The 23,285-nt window shown below is 61.2% G+C and carries 35 protein-coding genes and 1 tRNA gene; 29 read left to right on the top strand and 7 right to left on the bottom strand.

What is annotated here, in order from left to right; all coding sequences use genetic code 11:
• Positions 1-12 precede the first annotated feature (12 nt).
• From J5286_RS17815 to J5286_RS17785, 7 genes are all read right to left on the bottom strand, one after another.
• The gene (locus J5286_RS17815) at positions 13-258 is read right to left on the bottom strand and encodes a hypothetical protein (protein WP_209191535.1); all 246 of its coding nucleotides are present in this window, start codon (positions 256-258) and stop codon (positions 13-15) included.
• Positions 248-592, bottom strand: a complete 345-nt coding sequence (locus J5286_RS17810; RefSeq protein ID WP_209191534.1) for a hypothetical protein — start codon at positions 590-592, stop codon at positions 248-250. Before J5286_RS17810 ends, J5286_RS17815 begins: the two co-directional genes overlap by 11 nt.
• Positions 592-771 (bottom strand): hypothetical protein, encoded by a 180-nt coding sequence (locus J5286_RS17805; protein WP_209191533.1) that lies wholly within the window; start codon positions 769-771, stop codon positions 592-594. Before J5286_RS17805 ends, J5286_RS17810 begins: the two co-directional genes overlap by 1 nt.
• A 2-nt stretch (positions 772-773) precedes the next feature.
• Entirely contained in the window at positions 774-935 is a 162-nt protein-coding gene (locus tag J5286_RS17800; protein ID WP_162735367.1) for a hypothetical protein, read from the bottom strand.
• Between the two features lie 73 nt (positions 936-1,008).
• Positions 1,009-1,416: a helix-turn-helix domain-containing protein gene (locus tag J5286_RS17795; RefSeq protein WP_209191532.1), complete on the bottom strand. Its 408-nt coding sequence runs from the start codon at positions 1,414-1,416 to the stop codon at positions 1,009-1,011.
• Between the two features lie 76 nt (positions 1,417-1,492).
• Complete coding sequence (locus J5286_RS17790) at positions 1,493-1,690, bottom strand: hypothetical protein (RefSeq protein ID WP_209191531.1); 198 nt, start codon at positions 1,688-1,690, stop codon at positions 1,493-1,495.
• A 267-nt stretch (positions 1,691-1,957) separates the two neighbouring features.
• A complete protein-coding gene (locus J5286_RS17785; RefSeq protein ID WP_209191530.1) occupies positions 1,958-2,587 on the bottom strand; it encodes an XRE family transcriptional regulator in 630 nt (209 codons plus the stop codon).
• 77 nt (positions 2,588-2,664) lie between these two features.
• On the opposite strand from J5286_RS17785, the gene J5286_RS17780 reads away from it, so the two are divergent.
• From J5286_RS17780 to J5286_RS17640, 29 genes are all read left to right on the top strand, one after another.
• Complete coding sequence (locus J5286_RS17780) at positions 2,665-2,946, top strand: helix-turn-helix domain-containing protein (protein ID WP_245206235.1); 282 nt, start codon at positions 2,665-2,667, stop codon at positions 2,944-2,946.
• A gap of 254 nt (positions 2,947-3,200) precedes the next feature.
• A tRNA-Met gene (locus tag J5286_RS17775) sits at positions 3,201-3,276 on the top strand.
• Positions 3,277-3,415: 139 nt separating this feature from the next.
• A complete protein-coding gene (locus tag J5286_RS17770) occupies positions 3,416-3,916 on the top strand; it encodes a hypothetical protein (protein WP_209191529.1) in 501 nt (166 codons plus the stop codon).
• Entirely contained in the window at positions 3,913-4,152 is a 240-nt protein-coding gene (locus J5286_RS17765; protein WP_449090060.1) for a hypothetical protein, read from the top strand. Before J5286_RS17770 ends, J5286_RS17765 begins: the two co-directional genes overlap by 4 nt.
• A complete protein-coding gene (locus J5286_RS17760) occupies positions 4,152-4,484 on the top strand; it encodes a hypothetical protein (RefSeq protein WP_209191528.1) in 333 nt (110 codons plus the stop codon). Before J5286_RS17765 ends, J5286_RS17760 begins: the two co-directional genes overlap by 1 nt.
• A complete protein-coding gene (locus J5286_RS17755) occupies positions 4,481-5,875 on the top strand; it encodes a TRM11 family methyltransferase (RefSeq protein WP_209191527.1) in 1,395 nt (464 codons plus the stop codon). The genes J5286_RS17760 and J5286_RS17755 overlap by 4 nt, the downstream gene beginning before the upstream one ends.
• Entirely contained in the window at positions 5,872-6,183 is a 312-nt protein-coding gene (locus tag J5286_RS17750; RefSeq protein WP_209191526.1) for a hypothetical protein, read from the top strand. Before J5286_RS17755 ends, J5286_RS17750 begins: the two co-directional genes overlap by 4 nt.
• Positions 6,173-6,454, top strand: coding sequence for a hypothetical protein (locus tag J5286_RS17745; RefSeq protein WP_209191525.1), 282 nt, complete (start codon positions 6,173-6,175; stop codon positions 6,452-6,454). Before J5286_RS17750 ends, J5286_RS17745 begins: the two co-directional genes overlap by 11 nt.
• Positions 6,451-6,726: a hypothetical protein gene (locus J5286_RS17740; RefSeq protein ID WP_209191524.1), complete on the top strand. Its 276-nt coding sequence runs from the start codon at positions 6,451-6,453 to the stop codon at positions 6,724-6,726. The genes J5286_RS17745 and J5286_RS17740 overlap by 4 nt, the downstream gene beginning before the upstream one ends.
• 72 nt (positions 6,727-6,798) lie before the next feature.
• Positions 6,799-8,655 (top strand): DNA cytosine methyltransferase, encoded by a 1,857-nt coding sequence (locus J5286_RS17735; protein ID WP_245206233.1) that lies wholly within the window; start codon positions 6,799-6,801, stop codon positions 8,653-8,655.
• The gene (locus J5286_RS17730; protein WP_209191522.1) at positions 8,652-10,037 is read left to right on the top strand and encodes a helix-turn-helix domain-containing protein; all 1,386 of its coding nucleotides are present in this window, start codon (positions 8,652-8,654) and stop codon (positions 10,035-10,037) included. Before J5286_RS17735 ends, J5286_RS17730 begins: the two co-directional genes overlap by 4 nt.
• Entirely contained in the window at positions 10,021-10,689 is a 669-nt protein-coding gene (gene nusG, locus J5286_RS17725) for a transcription termination/antitermination protein NusG (protein ID WP_209191521.1), read from the top strand. Before J5286_RS17730 ends, nusG begins: the two co-directional genes overlap by 17 nt.
• A 222-nt stretch (positions 10,690-10,911) precedes the next feature.
• Positions 10,912-11,547, top strand: a complete 636-nt coding sequence (locus J5286_RS17720) for a hypothetical protein (RefSeq protein ID WP_209191520.1) — start codon at positions 10,912-10,914, stop codon at positions 11,545-11,547.
• A gap of 190 nt (positions 11,548-11,737) precedes the next feature.
• Positions 11,738-12,367 (top strand): hypothetical protein, encoded by a 630-nt coding sequence (locus tag J5286_RS17715; RefSeq protein ID WP_209191519.1) that lies wholly within the window; start codon positions 11,738-11,740, stop codon positions 12,365-12,367.
• Positions 12,364-14,493: a terminase gpA endonuclease subunit gene (locus J5286_RS17710; RefSeq protein WP_209191518.1), complete on the top strand. Its 2,130-nt coding sequence runs from the start codon at positions 12,364-12,366 to the stop codon at positions 14,491-14,493. The genes J5286_RS17715 and J5286_RS17710 overlap by 4 nt, the downstream gene beginning before the upstream one ends.
• Positions 14,490-16,154, top strand: coding sequence for a phage portal protein (locus tag J5286_RS17705; RefSeq protein WP_348529272.1), 1,665 nt, complete (start codon positions 14,490-14,492; stop codon positions 16,152-16,154). Before J5286_RS17710 ends, J5286_RS17705 begins: the two co-directional genes overlap by 4 nt.
• A complete protein-coding gene (locus J5286_RS17700; RefSeq protein WP_209191516.1) occupies positions 16,154-16,414 on the top strand; it encodes a hypothetical protein in 261 nt (86 codons plus the stop codon). The genes J5286_RS17705 and J5286_RS17700 overlap by 1 nt, the downstream gene beginning before the upstream one ends.
• 11 nt (positions 16,415-16,425) lie before the next feature.
• Positions 16,426-17,475: a head maturation protease, ClpP-related gene (locus J5286_RS17695; protein ID WP_209191515.1), complete on the top strand. Its 1,050-nt coding sequence runs from the start codon at positions 16,426-16,428 to the stop codon at positions 17,473-17,475.
• Between the two features lie 15 nt (positions 17,476-17,490).
• Positions 17,491-17,874, top strand: a complete 384-nt coding sequence (locus tag J5286_RS17690) for a head decoration protein (RefSeq protein ID WP_209191514.1) — start codon at positions 17,491-17,493, stop codon at positions 17,872-17,874.
• A 14-nt stretch (positions 17,875-17,888) separates the two neighbouring features.
• Positions 17,889-18,917 carry a major capsid protein gene (locus J5286_RS17685; RefSeq protein ID WP_209191513.1) on the top strand — a complete coding sequence of 343 codons (1,029 nt, stop codon included), beginning with the start codon at positions 17,889-17,891 and terminating at the stop codon, positions 18,915-18,917.
• Positions 18,918-18,977: 60 nt separating this feature from the next.
• Complete coding sequence (locus J5286_RS17680) at positions 18,978-19,202, top strand: hypothetical protein (RefSeq protein WP_209191512.1); 225 nt, start codon at positions 18,978-18,980, stop codon at positions 19,200-19,202.
• 38 nt (positions 19,203-19,240) lie between these two features.
• Positions 19,241-19,588, top strand: a complete 348-nt coding sequence (locus J5286_RS17675; protein WP_348529271.1) for a hypothetical protein — start codon at positions 19,241-19,243, stop codon at positions 19,586-19,588.
• Positions 19,585-20,319: a hypothetical protein gene (locus tag J5286_RS17670; RefSeq protein ID WP_209191510.1), complete on the top strand. Its 735-nt coding sequence runs from the start codon at positions 19,585-19,587 to the stop codon at positions 20,317-20,319. Before J5286_RS17675 ends, J5286_RS17670 begins: the two co-directional genes overlap by 4 nt.
• Positions 20,320-20,348: 29 nt before the next feature.
• Positions 20,349-20,771, top strand: a complete 423-nt coding sequence (locus J5286_RS17665; protein ID WP_209191509.1) for a baseplate assembly protein — start codon at positions 20,349-20,351, stop codon at positions 20,769-20,771.
• Positions 20,771-21,031, top strand: a complete 261-nt coding sequence (locus tag J5286_RS17660) for a PAAR domain-containing protein (protein ID WP_209191508.1) — start codon at positions 20,771-20,773, stop codon at positions 21,029-21,031. The genes J5286_RS17665 and J5286_RS17660 overlap by 1 nt, the downstream gene beginning before the upstream one ends.
• 10 nt (positions 21,032-21,041) lie before the next feature.
• The gene (locus J5286_RS17655; RefSeq protein ID WP_209191507.1) at positions 21,042-21,293 is read left to right on the top strand and encodes a hypothetical protein; all 252 of its coding nucleotides are present in this window, start codon (positions 21,042-21,044) and stop codon (positions 21,291-21,293) included.
• Positions 21,280-21,675 carry a GPW/gp25 family protein gene (locus J5286_RS17650; protein ID WP_113167873.1) on the top strand — a complete coding sequence of 132 codons (396 nt, stop codon included), beginning with the start codon at positions 21,280-21,282 and terminating at the stop codon, positions 21,673-21,675. Before J5286_RS17655 ends, J5286_RS17650 begins: the two co-directional genes overlap by 14 nt.
• Positions 21,672-22,622, top strand: coding sequence for a baseplate J/gp47 family protein (locus J5286_RS17645; protein ID WP_209191506.1), 951 nt, complete (start codon positions 21,672-21,674; stop codon positions 22,620-22,622). Before J5286_RS17650 ends, J5286_RS17645 begins: the two co-directional genes overlap by 4 nt.
• Positions 22,619-23,284, top strand: a complete 666-nt coding sequence (locus tag J5286_RS17640; protein WP_209191505.1) for a phage tail protein I — start codon at positions 22,619-22,621, stop codon at positions 23,282-23,284. The genes J5286_RS17645 and J5286_RS17640 overlap by 4 nt, the downstream gene beginning before the upstream one ends.
• The last annotated feature ends 1 nt before the right edge of the window (position 23,285 follow it).

Below are 23,285 nucleotides of genomic sequence, written 5' to 3'. Positions count from 1 at the left end.
CGGGGCTCTGACTTACAGCGAGGTGGAAAGGACGCCAGCACGCGTGTTGACGGCGAGCACGATCAGCTCGGCGATGTCGGTGGTCTGCTCGTCCGGAAGTTCGCGGTTCATGTCGACGACGGCGAAGCCGCGCCCCGCCGCATCGACGATCGTGCCGACGTTCGCACTGTCATGGCGGATCGGCAGCTCGATCCCGGCGAGCTTCAAGGCAAGGGCGTATCGGGTGATGGACGCGGGTCGGAGTGCTTCAGCGAGCATGGTCGCTCCCCTCGTATGCCCGAATGCGAGCCTCGATCAGGTGGTAGAGTTCGCGGTTGTCGTTGCTCATGCCGGCGAGTTCGATCAGCGGCTTCAGCCCGAGAAGGGCGGAATGAAGCGTCTCGCCGCAAAGCGTCGCATCGCCCTCCAGAAGCTTGTCGCCGCACATGATGCGCCGTGCGCTGCCGGTGGCTTCGCTCACCACCACGGAAAACGCGTCGGCGGCCTCGATCAGTTGATCAAGCTGGAAATCCGACATCTCGCGTTCGACCTCCGCTCTGACGATGCGAAGGCGCGGCTGCCCCTCCGGCGTGGGAAAACGGACTACCGTCATTATTTGTCCCCCCAGGGTGAGCGTTCCCATGTCTTGTCCATGGTAAACGGGCGGCGCGACAGCCTGGCGCGTGTCACCATCCGGCTGGCTTTGCCGAGCAGGATGGCGGCGGTCACCAGCAGACCGGCGATAAACGCCGCGCCCATCGACGAAATGAAAATTGCGGTCCCGCTGTCCATGATCAGGCCTGCAGGACGACGGCGACGGGAAGAACGATCGCGATGATCATGAGGATTGTCAGCTCGAGAACGATCTGGCGCTGGCGCGGCATTCTCGGCAGCTCGAAGCTGCCGAACTCGCACACCGAAACGGGTACGACGGGTGTCTTCGCAACTGTTTGCATGGGACTTTCCTTTCGCGGTCGGTTTGGGAAACCGCCTCGACGCAGGGAGCGCCGAGGCGGAAACCGAAGCCGATCACTGGACGGTGGTGATCGCGCTTTCGGTGACGGCTGCTCGCGGGCTGGTGCGGAGGTCGGAAGACGGCTTGCCGTCGAGGATGGCGCGGATGGCCTGGTGCTGGTGCTGAAGCGTGGCGATCTGGTCGGCCATTCGAATGCGCACCGATCCCTCGGCGCTCGGCTCTTCGCCGGCCACGCTGGCGATTACGTCGGCGGTACCGATGCCCAGCGTCCGGCAGATGGCGATCAACGTCGACACGGCGACGCGGTTGGTTCCCTTCTCGTACTTCTGCACCTGCTGGAAGGTGACGCCGAGCGCGTCGGCAAGCGTCGTCTGTGACATGTTCGCCTGCTTGCGCAGGGTGCGAAGGCGAGCGCCGATCGCCTGGTCGATCGTGCTGTGGGTCTCTGTCAGCCGGGTCATGACATCTCCTTTGATGATCCGTTTCGGAACCCGCCCTCGCGAGGGGTGACGCGGGGCGGTAACCGAAGCGGATCGTTCAGGCGGCGCGGCGGTTCGAAGCCTTGGCGAAAATGATCGAAGCGTCGTGAGCGTGCTTGTCGATCTGCTGATCGGTGAAGCCGGCCTTGCGGAAATCTGCGCGGGTTGGGCTCTCTCCCATCACGCGAGCGATGTCTGCCATTTCTGCTGCGATGTTGCGGGCGACTACGCCGCTGTATTGGGTTTCCTGCTGCATCGATTGTCTCCATCGTCCCCAAGACGCCGCCGCTCTGTGGTCTGGGGTGAGCGGCGGCGCGCCTTAATGGCGATCCGGGTGGGGATGGTTGCTTGACCGGATGCGACAAATATCGCGATAATCGCTAAAAAATGTCAAGCAGAAAATATAGCGAATATCGCTAATGGTAAAAAGCTATGATGAATCAGTGTGATGCATATCGAGATATGCAGGCATGAAAAAAGCCGCCCGGCGAGGGCGGCTTTCGGTACTGGGCTGCGCTGCGGCCTAGTCTTCGCGTTGAACGGAGTAGGCGACCCGCCCGACAATCCGGATGGTGTCTCCCTCGGCGCCGGTCAGGTCGATCGGCGCCTGGTGGCGGGGATCGTTGGACTCGGGAAGGAGCCACGGCTTGCCGGTCTCGTCCTTCCATAGCGTCTTGATGGTGGCTTCGCGCAGCCCGTCGGCGCGTTCGATCTCGACGATGTAGCGCTTGCCAAAGGCAGGCTGTTCGCCGGTTTCTATCATGCTGGTATAGATGATCGCCGAGCCGTCCTGGTACCGCTTATTCATTGAAGGGCCTCTCAATTCGGCCCCGTAAAGATTGACGTTTCTAAACTGTTCATCGTCTGGGATCGCGACCTCATACCATGCGTCCTCAGGCCACACGAAAGATTCGCTCCACACGCCAGCCTGAATGTGCTGCTTGATTTGCACGGTTCGGGTGTTGCTGTGAAGCGAAATAAATTCGGTCGGCGCGACGTGCAGAATTTGGGAGAGCTGCTCCAATCGAGTCAGCGTCATCTCTGTCGCTCCCGTTTCCAACTTGTTGTAGTTGGTCAAGTGAAGGCCCAGCGCATCAGCGACCTGCTGCTGCGTCATCCCTTTGGATTTGCGAATTTCCTTCAATCTCAACATGTTAGCAATTTAGCGCTTTTCGCAATGTTGTGTATATCGCGATAACCGCTAAATGCGCTTGACAGCAATGTAGCGATTTGCGCTATATTGGCCGCATGCACATGAAGCAATGGCGACAGCAACAGGGTTTGACGATGGAGGAAGCGGCAGCGCTTCTCCAGGTGGAATATGCTGGCTCGTATCAGCGGTATGAAACTGGCGAAAATCGTCCAGACGCACCGATGGCAGAGCGTATTCGGCTAGTCAGCGGCGGCGTTGTCACCCTCGAAGACCTGCACCAGCAGCGCCTTGAGTGGTTGAAAATCCGTCGCCCCGAAATGTTGACCTTGTTTCCCGAAGTTCGGGAGGCTGCGCCTTGACCTCATACCACTCCCAAGCGCTTGGCATTCGCCGCGCAAACTCGCACCGGACTGGCAGATCTTGCTCTTCCGGTGCGATCTTTCTTTCGAGGTGTGCCGAACGCGCCGTCCGCTTTGCGACGGATCGCGGCGTCCCCCTCCCAGCAATCGCGACCGACCGGGAAGTCCGGTTGCGATTGCTGGGTCGCCAGCTCGCACGTTGCAACAGGCTGCGAGCATCCCTGATAGGCCGGGGCGGTAGGGGCTCAATTCAGAGCAGGGTAGGGAAGAGGACATCCCGCGTGGCTCATAACCACGAGATCGCAGGTTCGAATCCTGCCCCTGCAACCAGTCTGTTGATTGTCTGCTCATGCGGTCCTCCGTGACCCGTTCGTGAGCTGAACATCTCATTTCTGATCCTTTCCCACTACGGGAAAAACCACCGAAATTTCCCTGACTGGGAAACGCATTCTGCTGTCTGGAGACTGACATGAACGACACGTTGACCAATGCCTGGTTCTATCGCCTCAAGGCTGCGAACCGCCTGCTCATCAAGAAGAACGGTGGCATCGAAGCGTGCGCCGAACTGACGTCTCTTTCGAAAAGCCAGATCGGCCGCTGCAACAGCGACTCCGACACCGAGTTGCTGCCGGTCCCGGCGGTGATGCGGCTCGAAGCCGAGTGCGGTGACTTCGCGGTCACGCGCGCGCAGGCGGAGCTGCACGGCTGCAAGATCTCCGATCCCCGCATGTTTGAGAGCGACGGGCAGTGCCTGATGCGCGAGAACGCAGAGCTTGCGAAACGAACGGCGGAATATCAGGGGAACGCCGCGCTCGCGCTTTCTGACCTCAAGGTCACCAAGGCTGAGTCTGCGCAGGCGATCCGCGACCTGCAGGCGATCGTCGACAAAGCGTCTGACCTGATCCGCGCCCATTCTTCGGCCATCGCCGCCGGTGGCGCGACCGTCCATCCGATCAGGATGGCAGAGTGATGGCGGCCGATATCGACCCGCCGATCGGACGTGACGGCGCCGCCCTGGTGCGCAAGGTCGCACTCCATCTGCGGCAGAACTCGCGGTCCTATCCCTTGGCGCTTTCGTGCGATGCCCGGGGCGCTGAGCGGGCGGTATCGGCAGGCTATCTCAAGCGTGTCGATGGTGACCGGCATCTCGTCGTCATCACGCGGAAGGGTGAGGCCTATCTCGATCGTCTCATGAGGGCTGAGTGATGGCTTTCGCCCAGAAGATGATCGGCGTTTCAATCAAGATCTCCGAGCGGGCCAAGGCCACGCTCGATCGTCAGGCGCGCGAGCGCGGCGTGGCGTCCAGTCTGCTTGCCGAGCAGCTCTTCGACATGGGATTCGCTGCACTGTGCGCCCGCGAAAAGAGCATGCCGATCACCGACGGCGACCTCGACGCCATCACAGGCGCCACCTTGCTCCTGTGGGCACGCAAGGAATGGAGCACCAGCGAGATCGCAAATGGCCTTGGCATCGACGAGGCTGTCGTCGTGCGCATTCTCGACGGCTGGAAAGACTATCGGCGGGGACAGCAGCGATGAACGCCATCTCCGTCCAGCCGCATGATGTTTCCGAACTGGCGATCGCGATCGGCCGGGCGCAAGCCCTGTTCGACAAGGGTGACCTCAAGATGGCGCTCATGTTGTCGTCGGCGGTCTACGACCAGGCGAAGACGGCCACGACCTACGCCACGAAGGTCAAGGCAAGTCAGGAATTGATCGACAAGGCTCGCCGCATGCAGGCGGACGCCCTCAAGATCGAAAGCGCCTGCTGGGTATCGATGGCGACCGTCATCGAAGAGGCGCAGGCCAAGGGGCAGGTCGCGAAGAAGGGGCGTAAAACAAATGTCCCGGGCGCGGACATTTTCACACTCGACGAGATCGGCGTGGATCGCCGCCGCCTGCTGGAGGCGAGGAAGCTGCGCGCCGCAGTCGAGGCGGAACCCGGTTTCATCGATCGCGTTATCGAGGCCCGCGTTTCTCTCGGCATGGACCCCAGCCGCGCCAACCTGCGGGCCGCGATCGGGACGGCGTCCGCCACCAAGGATGATCGCGGCGAGAACTTCTATCAGACGCCTGAGGTGGCGACCCGTACGCTGCTGGCGCTCGAAAGCTTCTCCGGATCGGTATGGGAGCCGGCCTGCGGCCACGGCGCGATCTCGCGCGTGCTTGAAGCGCATGGTTATGATGTCGTCCTGTCGGACCTGGTCGACCGGCAGACGCGCAACGGCGACGGCGAGCTGCAGGCGGTCGGCGACTTTCTGGCGAGCACGCCGGCATCGTCTGGCGGATGCGACGACATCGTCACCAACCCGCCCTACGGGGACGTGCTGAACGATTTCGTCGCGCATGCGCTTCGCGTGCACAAGCCGCAGAAAATGGCGCTGCTGTTGAACCTGAACTTCCTCTGCGGCTTCGAGGACGATGACCGCAACTTCGTCATGGACGAGAACCCTCCGGCGCGGGTCTATGTCTTCAAGCGCCGGCTCCCGATGATGCATCGCGAGGGATGGACCGGGCCAAAGGCTTCGAGCCGCATGAATACGGCATGGTTCGTCTGGGAGCGGCAACCCGACGGGAGCTATGGCAGCGCGACCCTGGTGCAGCGGGTCGACTGGAAAGACTTCGAGCAGGCGGACGCGATGGAGCCGGGCGAACTCGGCCACGCCGCATCGATCCACTTCGACGAGAACTATTCGCGCGAGACGCCGAGAAAGACACTCGACGAACGGCTCGGCGAGGTCCGCGTGGACGCCGTCGCCTGGGGTGCGCGGCAGGTTGCCTTCTCGCGGCCGGAGCTGCGGCGCGGGATCGGTGTCCGCGACACGGTCGCCGAGGCACTCATCTCGGAGTTCTTGGATCGCGGCATGGTCGGGCCGGCTGACGAGGACGGCATCTATACCGTCATTCCCGGGGAAGGCTGGTCGCGATGAATCCGGATTTTTCCATCGACATGCTGAAAGGCTTCCTGCGGGCGCGCGTGAAGATCACCGCGTTCATGACGGCCTTTCCCAATCCGCCATTGACCGTCGTCGACCTGCCGAAGGGCGAAGCCGCTGCGAAAACCGCGCTCCGCCGGCAGGCCGGAGTGAGTGCCTCCGAATTCGAGCAGGCTTGGCATGGCCGGCCGATCTCCGGCGATGCCCAGGCGCGCCTCTGGCGGTCCCTCGGCGTCAACCCCGAAGCCCATGGCGTGCGTCTGGCCGCCTCCAGCACGAAGGAGACGGCTGATGCGGCCTGACATCGATCGCGCTCGCCTGTCGAGGGATACGCGCCAATGGATCGCGGACAATCGCCTTTCGACGCGGCGTGCGACGGACATCTATCCCGGGCTGAACCCGGCGATGATTTCACGGGCATGCAGTGAGACGGTTTTGTCGGCGGCGAGCCTGCTGACGCTCTGCGCTGCCATGCGCAAAGACCCGATGGACTATCTCGCGATGCGTGACAGCCCTTCGAAAAATCAAGCCGTTACAGCGAACGTCTCGCGTGAAACGCGTGAGCGCGCATGAGGTCCATCCTGCCGATCATAGAGGGTCTGGAGGGTGCGGCTACGCCTGCCGAGCGCGCTGATTGGCTGCTGCGGTGCCCGATCAGCATTCTTTTTCGCGAACACATGACCATTCGACCACTGCTGCAGCGGACAGGGCTGCAGGCGGGCATCGAGTATCTGGAAGCCATGCAGGCCTATGCCAGCGCCACGCGGACGCCTGACGGAGCATCGTTTCCGACAGTCTTGGATGCTGTGCGTGGGGCTGCGGAAAAACTGAGGGCTGCGGTCTAGCGGGGCCGTTTATACGAGGGGACACAGATGAATTCGATAGCGAGACCCCGAAGCTTCGGGCTCGACAACCGTATGACCGTTGTACTTTTCGCCGGCATGGGCGGCGGCTGCGATGGTCTGGAGGACGCTGGCTTCCACGTGCATCTCGCGGTCAATCATGACCCGTTGGCCGTTGCCATGCATGAAAAGCGACACCCGCACACCCGCCACCTGCGCTGCGACGTCTTCGAGGTCGATCCTCGGCAGGCGACACGCGGACGCGGTGTCAGGTTCCTGCATGCTTCACCGGACTGCACGCATTTCTCGGTGGCGAAGGGGTCGAGGCCGGTCAGCAAACGTCGGCGCTCGCTCGCCTGGGTGGTTCCACGCTGGGCGGGTCAGGTGCGTCCTGAAGTCATCACGATGGAGAACGTGCAGGAAATCAAGACCTGGGGGCCGCTGATCGCAAAGCGTGATCCGGCGACCGGGCGGGCGCTGCGGCTCGATGGCACGGTTGCGGCGAAGGGCGAGCGAATTCCTGTCCGCGATCAATGGCTGATACCCGATCCGCGTCATAAGGGGCGCATCTGGCGTGCCTGGTTGCGGCACATGCGGTCGCTCGGATATAGTTTCGAGGATCGAGTGCTGGTGTGCGCAGACTACGGGATTCCGACCATTCGCAAGCGATTTTTCGGCGTCGCGCGCGCCGATGGCGGACCGATACATTGGCCGGAGCGCACTCACGCACCACGCGCCAAAGCCAAGGCTTTGGGGCTCAAGCCGTGGGTGGGCGCGCACACCATTATCGACTGGTCTCTGCCGGTGAAGTCGATTTTCGATCGCAAGAAGCCGTTGGCGCCGGCAACGCTGCGGCGGATTGCTCGCGGTATCATGCGCTACGTCGTGGATGCCGAGAAGCCATTCATCGTTCCGATCACGCACACGAAGGGCGCCAATTCGGCCCGGTCGACGGCATTGCCGTTGAACACCCTGACGACGGCCAAGGGTGGTGAGCTTGCTCTCGTGGTCCCGACGATTGTCGACACGGCGCATGGCGAGGGGCAGGGTCGTGGTGTTTCAGAGTGGTCTGTCGAGGAGCCCTTGCGCACGGTGCAGGCCAGCCCGGGGAAGTCTGTCGTGTCGGCGCACCTGACGAAGTTCCGTGCGGATTCGGTCGGTGGCGACTTGGAGGAGCCGGCAAACAGCTTTCACAAGAGGGCGGGCTGCGCGCCGCCGCTCGGCGTGGTGGCCGCCACGATGATACAGGCCGGCAACGGCGAGCATGCCGGTCAGGTTGCGCGCTGCCTCGATATCGAGAACCCTCTCGGAACGCAGACTGCCGGCGGCCAGCGACAGGCGATGGTCGCGGCGTTTCTCGCTCAGCACAACAATGATGCCCGCCGCGACGGCGGCGTCCACCCTGGTCGCGAGATCGAGGAGCCTCTTGCCACGCTGACGGTCAATCCGCAGCAGGGCGTGGTTGCGGCGACTCTGGGTCGCCTTCGTCATACCGATGTCGAGGGGCAGGATATCACTCATCCCTTACCGACGCAGACGGCAGGTGGCGGCCATGAAATGCTGATCCTGCCGTTTCTGCAGGCCTATTATGGCTCCGGCGAGAACGGACACGACGTCCGCGACCCATTGAACACGCTGACTGTCACCGATCGCCATGGCCTCGTCCTGGTGCAGGTCAACGGCCAGACCATGGTCATCACCGACATCTGCATGCGCATGCTCGACCCTCTGGAGGGCGCGCGCGCGCACGGCTTTGACCCGGCAAGCTTCGACCACGTGATCGAGTTCACCGATGCTCGCGGCCGCCACGTGAAGCGCAAGCCGACCAAAACGGAGATCGGTCACCTGGTTGGCAATAGCGTGCCGAAGAAGATGGTCATGCTGTTGGCCCAGTGCAACGGCGAGTACGCCTTCGTGGAGGCAGCGGAATGAGTGCATTCCTGCTCGGCGCCGGCTTCCTTGCCGACATGGGCACGCCGATCCGCAAACTGGTCCTGCTGAAGATTATCGATGCTTGCCACGATGACGGTACGCGCATTTTTCCTGCCATAGAGACCGTGGCGAAGGCTGCTCAGTGCTCGTCGCGTCAGGTCCATCGCGAGATCAGCGCTTTCCTCTCGGCGGGCCTCCTGCGCACGGTTCGGCAGGGCGGCCGCGGCCCAGGTCACACCACCGAGTACGCGCTTGAGCTTCGCGTTCTCGACGCCATCGCCCGTGTAGGATGGGATTCCTATGTGGCCGAAAAGGGCGGTCAATCGGCGTCCGAAACGGTCGAAAACGGCTGTGAAAAGGGTGACACCGTGTCACCCTTAGCAAATAAGGGTGACACCGACGACAGTCTAAGGGTGACACCCACGACAGCTAAGTATGACTCCAGGAGTCAGACAACCCCTTATTACCCCTCCAATAACCCCTCAGAGAGAGAGGGCGTGCGCGAGACTTCGGAAGAAGATCCAAAACAGATCGAGAAGGCGTTCGATGCGCTGATGATCGGTCGTAGCGAAAATCCATGGCCGAAGGTTCTCGGATCTTCTCGCGACTGGGCATTGCGGCAGTTCCTGAAGCTGACTGCCGAAGAGCGTAGATTGGCTGACGAGCGACGCGACGCGTATCTGGCGGCTTGCCCCAAGGTCAAGTCAGGCGAGGGTAAGGGTAAGCCCAACTGCGTGCCATTGGGGGTGTATCTCCGCGACAAGATGTTTAACTACGTGGATGCTGTCGCGCCTCGCTCCGTCGAGCGCCAGAGAGCCAAGCAGGTCGCTTCTGATAGCATCGACGTGGCGCCGTTCGGCCCGGTCTGGGCGGGACTTCGGATGGCTTCGCTGCTCGACGGGGTTGTCGCTTTCGACATGCCGGAGGATATCCAGCAGGCCGCATCCAGCGTTTTCGAGGTCCATAAGCGCACCAGCGAGAGCCGGGCCATGGCCTATCTCGATGCTCGTGGCATCCGGCTCGAAGGTGGAAATCTCGTTTTCCCTGATGGGTACTACGAGCAGGAATACCGCCGTCGTGCGCTCCAGAACGGATATCCGGAGGTTAACCGGCTCCACAAGCTTGCCGCCGATCGCGGTCGCGAAAAGGCTGAGGCTCGCTTCGCGGCGATGTCGGATCTCTGCGAACCGGTTCCGGTCGACTCCGATCTGTACCTGGCATGGCGGCAATACCACCGGGACATGAACTGGCCGTTCGTCCCCGATCCCGGGACGATGCGTGTGGTCTACTTCCCCAAGGGGGGACCTGACGGCTTGAACGATTTTGAAAATGCCGCGCGGGCGGTGATTAAGGCGGAGCGAAGCGATGATCATGCAGCATAGAACCATCACTATGAGCGACAAGGTCGACATGTCCCGTCTGTGGACGAAACTCGATCGAGCTGCGCAGCTCAGAACGATTAAGGCCAACATGCTGTCGATCGCCAGCGCGAATCGGAATGGCGAAAAGTTCTGGTTCGCTCTTCGCATCATGACCGGGCGCGAGGAAAATGTGGAAAAGGTTCTTCTCGGTGCTGGCGTCGAGCTGATTTTTCCGAAGACCAAGGCGAAGGAAATGAAGCGCCGTGGCCGCATGATCACCATCCCGCCGCGCGCAGCCCTGCCCGGATACATGTTCGTCAGATGCGTTTTCGAGCCTGCGGCGATCAGCGGATTGAAGGCGATCGACGACGTTATCGACCTCGTCGGCGGCGGTAATCCCATCCGCATCGGAGAGAAAGAACTGATGCATTTCAAGGGGAAAGCGGAGCGGGGCGCATACGACACCTCAACGCCAGTGCCGGACAACTTCGCCGAGGGGGTTGCTGTTCTAGTCTCCGATGGGCCCTTCAAAGGTTGGGAGGGTGTTGTCGGAAAGCGGAACGGCAAGGGGCGTAAAGGTGACGAGGATGAGGGTAATATCCCTGTCGACATCAACCAGGCAGGTGCGGTGGCTCGGATCTTTTTGCCTCTTGCAATGCTGGTGATTCTCTGAGAGTCATTCGTCCACGGATGATCCGATGATCCTGAGTGAGCCCTTGAGACCGAGACTTGATCTTGGTCGAGTGAAGCGAAAGCTTCCGGGTCGGTAACCGGTCGGACCCCGCCCTGACACTCTCGTCGCGAGAGACCGAGTCAGGGTCAGTGCTACTGCATTGGGACTTTGCGAGGCGGCCTTCGGGTCGCCTTTTGTCGTATAGATCACAGGGGTTTTGCGATGCGGCTGCTGAACATAGCTTGGGCAGACCGGGTGCTGAGCAACTACGGAAAACGCGTCACAGAGTTGAACCAACGGTTTCCGAAGGTTCTGCCGCGTATCGTCAACCAGGTGGGCGACCGAGCGAAGACGCAGGTTATCCGAAACCTGACGGCCCAAACCGGCCTTCCGCGAAAGACGATCGTCAAGGCGGTCGGTGATCCGACGAGAGCGCGACCTGGTCGGCTGTCTTACGACATGGTCACCCGGGGCGGAAACATTCGGTTGAAGTATCTCAACCCTCGGGAAACGCCCGATGGTGTTGTTGCTCGCCCCTTCGGCAAATCGACGCTGTACCCGGGTGCATTCATGCGGGCAGGTTGGTGGCCGAACCGCGTGGAAGTCCCGAAATGGGGTGGACACGTGATGGTGCGCAATCGCTCGAAGTTGTCCGACTTCGAGCCTCAGGCGATAGCAGCTCGCGGTGTGCGCGGCCTGATCAAGAAGGGCAGTGGGCGCCACTACACATTCGCCCGATCCGGGGTGATCATTCCCGTCGAGATGCGCACCGGCCCGACGAAGGCCGCATTCGATCGCATCGCCGGCCCTCTGCTGCAGGAACGCGTCGACAAGGCCCTGATCAAGCTGGTGCCATGACCGCACCGCCGACCCAGACCCCAAAGGGTCGGCCTGTGGCGAAAGTGCCACACCCCCCCCCATTTAGGGACCGTTTTGGGGGAGCCGGAGCCAACGGGGCAGCGCGACTGCGGGATTTCACCAGTGCGACACTTCGCAAGCGGTACACGAATACACGTGCAAGCACACGTGATGCACGGGGCGTTGCACGATGGACGAAGAGTGGATTTCAATCACTGAGGCGGCCGCACGTCTTTCAGCTGGCGGTGATCGGGTCGATCGTTCGACGCTTTCTCGGTATCTCAAGCAGCATGCCGAGGCTCTTCCACTCAAGCCCGATGGCAAGTCCAATCTGGTAGATTTCGTGGCGCTTGCCGAGCATCGCGGCGAGAACGTCCGCATCCGCTCCTTGCCGTTACCGTTGCCGCAGAGCGAAACGCGTTCGGCTGGTTCATCAGCCTCGCCGAGCGGAAGGTTCTCAGGAACCCAGTCAGATGGCGCGGCGCGTAAAGCGCAGGCGGACGCCGAGCTGCGAGAGATGGACCTCGCGGAGCGTCGTAAGGAGTTGACGCCATTTGCCGAAGTCGACCAGGCGGGCCGCGACGCGGTCGCTATGATGCAAAGCGCCTTTGAGCGCGCGATCGAGACCGAGGCAAGCACTCTTTCGCTCAAGTATGGTTGGGAAGAGCGGATTGTTCGCCTCGCCCTCAAGAACTTCTCGAAGGCAGGTCTGGCTGTCTTCAATCGTCAGGTCCTCGAAAAACTCGATGCCATGCGCCGCCGGGACGATGCTGGTGGCGATGACGCGGGGCAGCCGGAGCACACGCAGTCGTTACAATGACCGTACACGATATCAGATCCCGTTTTCCGGAGCTGCCGAACGGTGCGATTGCAATCTTCCGAGGGATGGAGGCTGCAAGCCGTCCGACCGAAGATCTGACAATCAGTGAGCACGCCGACCGCTACCGCAAGGTGTCGCCGGAGTCTGGTTCTCCTTGGCCCGGCGATTTTCGTACCGATCGCGTTCCGTATCTTCGTGAGCCTCAAGACTGCCTGCACCCCGATCATCCCGCAAGGCGGGTGACCGCCCGATGGGCAGCGCAGCTTGGCAAGTCGACGGCTATCGAGAACTGGTTCTGCTTTATCGTCGACCAGGCGCCGGGATCGATGATGATCGTTCTGCCATCGATCGAGGAGTCAACGAAGTTTAACCGCGTAAAGCTGCAGCCCACAATTGAAGCCTCTAAACGCATAGCCCACAAAGTTATGCCGGTGAGCAGTCGGGATGAGCAGGGTAGCACCACCTCGTTCAAGCGCTATGCAGGCGGCTTCTGCCAGATCGTCAATGCCGGCTCTTCCAAGGGTCTGCAGATGGTGTCGATCAAGTATCTAGCCATGGACGAAACGACCGGATATCCAAAAGACGTCGACGGTCGCGGTAGTCCGCGCGATCAGGCCAGAGCCCGTCAGAAGATGTACGGCGACCTAGCCAAGGAGTGGCAGAGCTCAACTCCCGGCGTCGCCGGGGAATGCACTATCAGCGAGGATTTTGACGCCGGCGACCAGAGGTATTTCTACCTGCCTTGTCCGCACTGCTCGACATTCCAGGCGCTGAGTTTCGACATGATGCGCGGTGCGGATGCCGAACAGGATCTGCCCGTTCATATGCGATGCCTCGCGTGCGACGAGCCTATTTTCGATGGGCACAAGCGCGACATGATGGAACGAGGGCGATGGATAGCCCGCAGGGTTGCCGAGCACGAAGATCCTGTGCCGCTTGCTATCTCCTCGGTCGAAATCGACGAGTGGGCTTGCCCTCCCTGTGAAGGACGGTGCAGGGACTGGCAGCCGAGCTACCATCTGTGGGCAGCATACGCTCCTCGTGAAAAGTGGTCTCAGATATGGGCGCGCTGGCTTGATGCCGAGGGCGACACCACGAAAATGCGAACGTTCTGCCAGCAGGATCTTGCCGAGCCGTACGATCCCGGCGGTGTTACCGTCGAATGGGAAAAGATCGTCGAGGCAGCGAAAACTGAGCTGTTGCCATCCCGGGTAATCCCGTCCTGGGCGGCCCTGGTTGTGTCTGCAGCGGACGTGCAAGGGTACGGCATCAAATGGGTCGCCTATGCGATTGGCGCCCGCGACCAAGTGCAGTTGATCGACCGTGAGATCTTCGAAGGTGCGCCCGACCAGTCGGACGAGCCTTGGATCAAACTCTCCGATGCGCAGGCCCGAACATATCCTGTCGAGAACGGCACCCGCGAAAAGGGGATCGATCTCAGTGGCGTTGACTCGGGTTGGGCCACCGACCGCGTCTACCGCTTCTGCGCGGGCCGGCCTAACGTCTACGCCCTTGATGGGCGTGAACCGATCGGCCTTCCTTGGCTGGGCACACCGGTAAAGAAGGACATCAAAGACCGGAACCGGCGCGTGATATCGAAGGTGCTGCTTTATCCGGTAGGCCTTTTTGACATCAAGACTGCGGTTACCGCTGCGTTGGCGAACCTCGTGCAAGGGCGTTCGGAAACAGGGCAGTGGCCTCGCAACACGATCCATTTTGCGTCCGATCTCTGTGACGCGGATTTCGCGAAAGAATTGACAGCCGAGCGCCTTGTCGACGCTGAAGAAGAGGCCCGTTCCTCCGTCAGCCGTAGGGCGCGCCGATTGATCAAGCCCAAAGCGGGTCGCCAATGGAAGAAGGTGGTCGGTCGTGTGAACGACTGGTTCGACGCTACTGTCTATGCGTTCGCCCTTGGCTGGCATCTGCAGAGCAAGCGGCGATTGACGCTCGATCGTTGGGCTGACTTGGTGCGCGATCTGCACGGTGATCACGAGGAGCCGGCGGATCTCTTTGAAGCCGCCGAGCAAAACCCGTTCGTTAAGACAAAGCCGGCGGCTCAACCCCCTTCAGCGACGCCTTCGGGCAAGGCCCGGTCACCCCGTAAGAAATGGAGGTCATACTCGTGATCGAAGCTAAGCCGCGCGTCCGCGTGAAAGCACAATCGGCGAAGGTAACTCCGCCGGGCCCCACGGCGACGCCTTCTCGTCGTCATGTTGCGCGCTATCTGCGCGGCGACCGATCCGGTGTCTTGGGTATGCGCAAGGCGGTCACCCGTGACGCGCGATATGACGTGCGCGAGGCCGCCGAGCGGGCGGCAGCACTTGCTGTCGATTTCATGCACAACAGTGGCTGGATCGCTGGCGCTATTATGCAGATCCTTTGCGACACCATCGGCGAGGAGCTGAAGCTCAATTGTCGTGCCAAGCTAACGAAGCTCGGTTATTCCGACGAGGAAGCTGCGGAATGGTGCCGCATGGTCGAGGAAGAGTGGCGCCGCTACGCTTGGAACCCGAAAGAGTGCGATCTCGCCGGAAAGTCGACCATAGCCGAAATGGCAGACGCTGCTCTGCGCAGCTACCTGGCATCCGGAGAGGCATTTGGTATCCTCGACTACATGGAGCCTGCCGACCGTCGGCGCTATGGGATAGAGACCGGAACCAAAGTTTCTTTGATCGCTTCGCACCGATGCCCGCGCGTCACGAGAGAAGTGGAAGGGCTTGAGCAGGGCATTTTCCACGATGCCAACAATCGCGCAGTGGCCTATCGTTTCAGGGTGCGGGAAAGCGGAATTGAGCGCGACCGGGACATTGATGCATTCGACGTCATCCATCTCATGGATCGCGGCGCAAATCTCAACAGCGCGCGGGGGATATCCGAGGTCGCGCCAGCGCTGAAGGTTCTTGCCCAGTCTGATCAGCTCGCCGATGCGACACTTGCGAAGACGCTTCTACAAACGGTGTTCGCTGCCACGATCACGAGCCCAGAGCAGAGCGAGAACGCGTTTCAGGCTCTGCAGACCTTGGGCGATATCGACATGCCCGATGGCTTCGACCAGACCGACGGCTCTTGGGATGAGTTCATTGGAGGGCTTCAGCAAGATCTTCTGGAGGTCTGGGATATGCGCCTCGGCGCACTAAAGGAGAAGGGCATCTCGATGTCTGATCCAGCCCGGATCAACCACCTCGGGCCAGGGGAGAAACTGGAACTGCATTCTTCGTCGACGCCAAGCAGTGACTACATCGAATTTTTCCAGAACCTCCTTCGGGAGATAGCTCGCTGCCTCGGCGTCACCTACGAGTCTCTTTCCATGGATCATTCGGACGCGACCTATTCTTCGGTGCTGATGTCCGTGGCGACTATCTGGCCCGTCGTGTTGCGACGTCGTAGTCGCATCGTCGCTCCCTTCTTACAGGCTATCTATGAACGCTGGCTGGAAGAGATGATTGAGCGGGGAAAGATCCAGATCAAAGGCGGACGAGACGCGTTTCGCCGCCATCGAGAGTCGGTCTTTCAAGCCGAGTGGCACGGGCCTGCGGCCCCATCGGCGGATAATTACAAGGCCGTCCTCGCTGACAAGATCGAATTGGAGATCGGGGTCTCCACCTTCGCGGACATCTGCGCCAAACGCGGAAAGAATGGTCAGGAACAGATTGTTCAGCTCGGCCGCGAGAAAGATCAGTTCGAGAAGGTCGGGGTTCCTCACCCATTTGGGCGGACCCAAGGCGGGGCCGGACCGCAAGGCGCTGCCACAGAGGGTAGTCGCGACCCCGCAAAGGATACTGCCTGATGGCTGATGATGACATTGATCCTATTGCGGTCGACTGGTGCGCCAGAGCGGTAAAGCTTCGCAAGGTCGAAGAAGCCCTGCTTATGGGCGAGATGGTTACCGAAGCACGCTTCGGCGAGGATATGTCGCGTTTTGCAAACGCTAGCCTCGCCGATGTCAAAACGGCGCTCGAGGAAGCAATTCGCAAGTGCCAGATTTCCCGCGGCCAAACGCCGAAACGGACACGCTACGCGATGTCCGGGCGAATGCGCCCTTACTGAGGTTCCAAAACATGGCTGCTATTATTGAAGACGGAAAGCTCCGGCTGACCGGCTATGTCGGCGACTATTATTTTGAAGACGGTTTCACATCTCAGGATGTTGTCCTCGCTCTTGCGGGTATCGACGATGATGACCCGCTCGACGTCCACCTGAATTCCGGTGGCGGTATCGCATCTGAGGGCGCCGCCATCCATGCTCTCCTTACCTCGCGCCGGGGTGAGACGAACATCATCGTCGAAGGGATTGCGGCCTCCGCCGCCTCGCTGATCGCGATGGCAGGCGGAACGGTCACAATGTCTGCTGGTGCCGTCATGATGATCCACGACCCGGCTGGTGGAACCTTCGGAAACTCGGCCGATCACAGCAAGACAATCGAGGCGCTCGAAGCGCTCGCGACAGCCTATTCCCGCGTCTATGCGGCCAAGTCCGGAAAGACAGCGGAAGAGTGCCGCGAGATCATGAAGGCTGAGCGCTGGCTCACTCCCGACGAGGCAGTGAAAGAGGGCTTCGCCGACGAAACCACGGAACAGAAGGCAAAGCCCGTAGCGGCCTTCGACTATCGGCTGTTCGCTCACGCACCGAAGAACCTGGTCGCGATGGCGAAGAAAAAGAACTGGTCGCTTCCGGCGACCATGGCGGCTCCAGCCGCGCAACACCGTCCAACCGAGGAGATCTCCATGACGGATAAGGAACGTGCGGATCAGCTTGCCGCCGAAAATAACAAGCTGAAAGCAGATCTCGACGCGGCCAACGGCGGCATTGAGGCTGCGGTCAAGAGCGATCGCGATCGTCGTACGGCGATCATGGCGCTCGAAGAAGCGAAGGGGCGCGAAGCTCTCGCCGAACATCTCTTCACGCAAGGTAGCACCGTCGACCAGGCGAAGGCGACCTTGACTGTCTCCCCGAAAGCTTCGGCGGACGACAACAATGCCGATGACTACCGGCCCCGCCGGACGACAATGAACGGCTCCGGGCTCAACAAGCAGGACGGCACGGGTCAGCAGAAAGGCGATCGCTCTCTGCTTTCGGCTTCTGTCGATCGCGCCAACAAGCGTCGCTAAAAGGAGATCGACGTCATGGTAACGCTCACCAAGGGCACGCGCCCGACTGCACATTACATCGTTTCCGAGGCCAACGGCTATCGCTCCCGCGACCAGATTGTCATTGCTTCCGGCAGTGGGAAGCTTGACGCCGGTACGGTGCTCGGCAAGATCACCGCCGCTGGCGCTACGATCGGCCAGTACAAGCCCTATGCGCCCGGTGCAAACGATGGCACCCAGAACGCTGTCGCAATCCTCTACGAAGGTTGCGATGCCACTGCAAAGACCGTCCGGCGCACTGTCACCGCGCGCGACGCCGAAGTTCATGCCGATGTCCTGGTCTGGGCCAATGGCGTGACCGATCCCCAGAAAACAACCGCGCTTGCCGCCCTCGCGGCGCTCGGCGTCGCTGCCCGATAAGGAGGGGCACGTCCATGGCTCTTGTAGCAGACATTTTCAATCAGAACGCCTGGGGCGCCATCGAGGTGCAGGAAGAGATCGTCGAGCGTGTCGATTTCCGACCGCAGCTTCTCGGCTCTCTGAACCTCTTTTCGCCGATCTATTCTCGTTCTCGGACGATCGGCATCGCGGACACGAACGGCGTTCTGACGCTGATCCCCACATCGGCGAACGGCGCACCGCCCGAAGAGCTTGTTCCCAAAGGTGCAAAGCTGCGGACCATGGAAGCCGTCCGGCTCGCCAAGGGGTCGACAATCTACGCGATCGAGCTGGCTGGCGTTCTTGCCTTGCCCTTCGACGAGCAGACAGTCGAGGTCACGGACGAGGTTACGACTCGCACTGGGGCCATCAAAGACGATCTGGAACTGACCTGGGAGCACATGCGCTTCGGCGCCGTGCAGGGCAAAGTCCTCGATGCCGACGGCACAACCGTGCTCGTTGATTGGTACGAGTTTTGGGGCATTGCCGCACCGGCCGAAATTGATTTCGAGCTTGACGACGACGCCACCGACCTTCGCAAGAAGTGCCGAGACGTGAAGCGCGCCATGCAGAAGGCCGCCAAGGGAGCATGGACCCCCAGCACGAAAGTCGGCGCCCTGGTGGGCGATGAATTCTTCGATCTCCTTGTGAACCACAAACAATACAAGGAAGCCAAGCTCGGAACCGAAAAGGCTGCCTCCCTCGAAAACATCGAAGGTTATTCGGCTGTCGAGTTCGAAGGGATCATCTTCATCAACTACCAGGGTACTGACGACGGCACGACGATCGCCATCGGCAGTGACAAGGCCCGCTTCTTCCCGATCGGCGCTCGCGGTGCATTCCAGGTCGGTTGGGCTCCCGCCAGCGAGTTCAAGCCGTATCTCAACAAGCGCGGTCAGGAATTCTACGGCCTGGTGCTGGAAGACAAGTCTGGTCGCGACGAATGGGACCGCGTCGAGCTGTACAGTTATCCGCTGTTCATCTGCACCCGCCCGGAGATGTTGCAGAGCGCCAAAGCGAAGTAGCGCCCGAGGCCGTCAACCGGCCGCCCGATAGAGGCGGCCGGAACCTTAATGGAGAGTGTTATGACGAAGCTTGTGACTGAAGCCGGCTACTACAATGGAAAATTTCTCAAGGCCGGCATGACCATGCCTGAGATCCCGGATCATGCCGCCGATGACGCGGTGGTCAATCTCGCATCCTTGAACAAGGATGACCTTGTCGCGGAAGCGAAGAAACGGACCATCGAGGTCGATCCGTCCAAGACCAAGGCGGAGATCATCGCCGCGATCGAAGCGGGTTCGAACTGATGCCCATAGCTGCTCGCCATCATGAGTTGCGCAATCGTGTGGTCGAAGCCGTCGATTGGAAATTCGCGGAGCCGGTCAAGCTGATCTTCATGAAAGACGGCAGTGTCGATCCTGAGCGACCAACGATCGACGAATTCGATGCGATTTTGAGGGTTGGCGGCGGCAAAGAGTCAAGCTTGTCGCCCGGCGCCTCGCGCGCCTGGCGCTCCAAGCTCGCGGCGGGCAAGGCTGAGCTGCATATCGATCCGGCTCGCTATGATGGTCCGGCCTTCGCCACTGGCGATCGAATTCGAGCGATAGCCCGAAAAGGGCAACCTCGATTTGAAGTTCTTCGTGTCGACGATCGCGGCGAGAGCCGCCTCATTCTGGAGCTCGGGGAACAATGAGCTTGATGCGAATAGCGCTGCGGATTGCAGCCGTCGAAGCCCTCAAGGGGCGGACGCTGGTCGGCAACAATGTTCTCGACACTCCGAACGGAGCGCTGGACATTCAAGCCGACGGCAGTCTGCGCACGGAGGAAGACAGGCCCTTCGTGTCCGTTTACACCGATCAGGGGAAGGCGGAGGGGACCGCCGGCCGCTCGCTCACGGAGAACGGGCTGTGCGACATCATCTTCGAAATGGGTATCTCGTCGGCGATGCTCGAAATCGACGAGCAGACCGAGGAGACGGTTCTTGTCGGAATTAACATTCCAGGGTCGGATCGCAATCGCGAATTCTATCTCGACATCGTCCAGCGGCAGGTCGGCGATGCGCTGAACGATCCATCGAACGCATGGGCCGATATTTACCGGGGCCTGCATCATCGGATCGTGAAAATCGAATATGCCGGCGCCCGAAACACCGAAGACGGTCAGCGGCTTGCCGGTCACCAGATGCGGCTCACGGTCGAACTTGGTGACGAGCCTGAGAAGGGCGTCGCGCTCGACGAGCGCTCGGCTTTCATGCGGTTTCTCGTCGCTCTCGATGCTTCGGAAGATCGCTCCTACCAAGCCCAGGCGGCTATGATGCGCGGGCTGATCGGCGGCGTCAGCGAGGAATGGGATGCCGTCCAGCGGCGCAACGGCATGACGGTCGCCGAGTTGGCGGCGCTGCAAGACGTGTTCGCCACGGGCTGAATTCTCTCTCTCCATCTCGGGAGAACATCATGATTTCCGATTTCATTGCAATGCGCCTCGATGTCGAGATGCTGAAAACCGCTTTCGGCAATTCTCTCAGGGTCGGGCCCGTCGAGGTGGTCGATGCTCAGAAGGGTTATCGGCTCCGCCTCGGTGGCACGGATGCCGAGCCGTATCTTTCGCCCTGGTACCCGCATCCCGAAACCGGAAAGACATCGATACCGCTCAAGAAGGGGCAGATCGTCGGTGTCGTCAATCCGACGGGTGATCCGAGGCAGGGCTTCGTCATCAGGGGTGGTTACTCGGACGGCAACCCATCGCCGAATGACGATGTGGAGGCCAATGTTTTTCAGGATGCAGGCGTCCGGCTCTCGATCAAGGGCGGTAAACTCAGGATCGAAGCCGAGGGCGGCGTCGAGATTGTGGCGCCCGATTTCGCGGTGAACCCCTGATGCCGCGCGTCGCACGTATCGGCGACAGCGGTTCGCACGGCGGCACAATCATCACCGGCTCCGATACCGGCACAAGCGACGGCAGGAAGATCGCGCGGATCGGCGATCTCTACGATTGCCCCATTCATGGCACGAACCCGATCATATCGGGCTCCGCCGAATATTCGCTCGACGGTCGCAAGGTCGCGCGCGTCGGCGACCGCACCCAGTGCAACGCCATCATCACATCCGGCTCGGCCAAGCACCGAGACGACAGCTAGGAGAACGGAAATGAGGAAAAAGACGATCTCGTCGAGCGCAGCGCTCGCGACGACTGGTGCCGCTTCGGGCGGTGATGGCCGTGTCGGTTATCACGTGCGCCCTGGTGTCGCCTGGGTGAACGGAAAGCGCGTCGGCGATGCGAAGACAGTCTCGCTGAACAGCGACGAGGCGGCTTACGATCTGTCGCTCGATCGCATCTCCCCGGAAAGCGAGCCGCTTCCGGCAAGCTGGACGGACGGTTCCGGCGATGGCGGGAATTGATCGCCGCACTGGCGCAATCCTCGGCGATCTCTCCTCGGCGCTTCAGGCCACCGTCTTCATTCTCTCGACCCGTATTTCGTCGACCGTGCTCCTCCGAGAGTTCGGCGGCGGTGTTATCGAGTTGCTCGGTCGAGGTATGACGCCATCCCTGTTTGCTACCTGGCAGCAGCTCATCGCCACGGCGATCGAACTCTGGGAGCCGCGCTTCGCAATCCGTCGCGTCGTCCCCACGGGGACGGTCGACGAGATCCGTATGGGTCGGGCTGGTCTCTTGATCGAGGCCGATTTTCGCCCTCGCGGACACCTCGGCGATTACACGGTCGAACGTGTCGTCGGCTTCACCCTCAACTTTGCAAGCGGCATCACGGCGGTAGCGGCATGACATCGACATATGCGCCAACGGCGATCGACCTCTCCCGCCTGCCGGCTCCCGACGCGATCGAGATCCTGTCGACGACTGCCATGCAGCAGGGCTTCGTCGACAGGTTTCTTGAAGAGTGGGCAGCGCAGCGGGTCATCGACCCATTGCTGCCCGCCTTCGAAGAGCAGACGCTGCAGACGAACCCGGCGATCGTCGTCGGCAGGGCGTGGACATATCTGCGGACGCTCGATAGGCAGCGGGTCAATGATGGGCTTCGCGCTCTTCTTGCCTCGTTGTCGACAGGGTCCAATCTCGATGCCTTGGCGGCGGCCCGTAACATTGCCCGTTTGACGATCGTTCCCGAGATCGGGGATGAGCCGGCTGTGCTCGAAAGCGACGCGGCATTGTTGCGTCGCTACCTTCTATCCTTCGACGTCCCTTCCGCAGGCTCGGCCGGTCGTTACCTCTTCGATGCGTGGGCGGCATGGCCTCAGTCGGACGATCGCACGCTCGGTCTGTGGGACGCGCGCATCAACGGGCGGGCAATCCATGGCCGGCTCGGAGATACTGACGTGGTGTTGATCGGGCCGTTCGGCCGGTCGCCGACGAGCCTTGAGCTGGCAACGGTTCGCGCTGCGGTAACAGATGTAAACCGCGCGCCCGAGGCTGTGGCAATCTCGGTGCTCGCCGCCGATCGCTTGGAATATGTCGTGTCGCTGGTGCTCGATGTGCCAGGCGTCGGTCCCTCCGCCGAAGCGATCCGGCTCGAAGCGGAAACCAGGGTCAGGGCGGCGGCGACAGAGCGGATCATCATCGGCGGCGAAATCCCCGATGGCCTGCTGGCAGGCGCTGCCTATGGCCCAGGTGTTATCAAGGTTCGCGACCTCGCTCCCGTCGTCATCGATCCTGATCCCTACAAGGTGCCTGTGATGACCAGCATCAACATCGTGACCACGGTGCGCGAATGAGTGTCGTCGGTCGACTTCTTGCGGATGGCGTCGGGCCCTTCGAGCGGGCCATGGCCGCCGGCATGTCCGATGACCTGCCGGTGCCGTATGCCGAGCTGCTCAATCCATATCGCACCGAAGAGCGGTTCTTGCCGTGGCTTGCCGCGCATCATTCCGTTGACCTCTGGTTCGATGATTGGCCCGACGAGCGCAAGCGCGAGATGATCGCCCAGGCGGCCGGCGTGTCCACCCTCTACCCGGGATCGCCGATCGCCGCGCTCAAGGGTACCTTGCCCGGTTTGCGGCGATATCTCGAATTCGTCGATGCCGAGATCATCGACCGCATTGCGCATCCGGCCCGCTTTACATTCGGGCGGGCGGTCATCGGGCGGACGCCGATCGCGCACCAGGCTTTCGTTGCGCACTACCTGGTGAAGGTGTTGCTGCAGGCGCCCCGAAACAGGTTTGAGATCGGTCGCGGGGCTTTTGGCCGCGCGGCATCGACGAGGGTGGACCTCGAACCCCTGCGCCGCGTCAAGCGCGCCATGGTGATCGCGAAGGTTCCCGAAACTCAATACACCGTGTCTTTCGCCTGGCGGCGCGGGATAACCTTCAACGACAACATCCTGATCGACGGCAGCCACGTTTTCGGCGGCTGGGTCGACAGGACCCGCCTTGATTAGG

It is taken from the genome of Rhizobium sp. 16-488-2b (assembly GCF_017741815.1).
Classification (GTDB): Bacteria; Pseudomonadota; Alphaproteobacteria; order Rhizobiales; family Rhizobiaceae; genus Rhizobium.
Note: the sequence above shows the minus strand (reverse complement) of the source record. Positions and strands in the feature narration are given on the sequence as shown.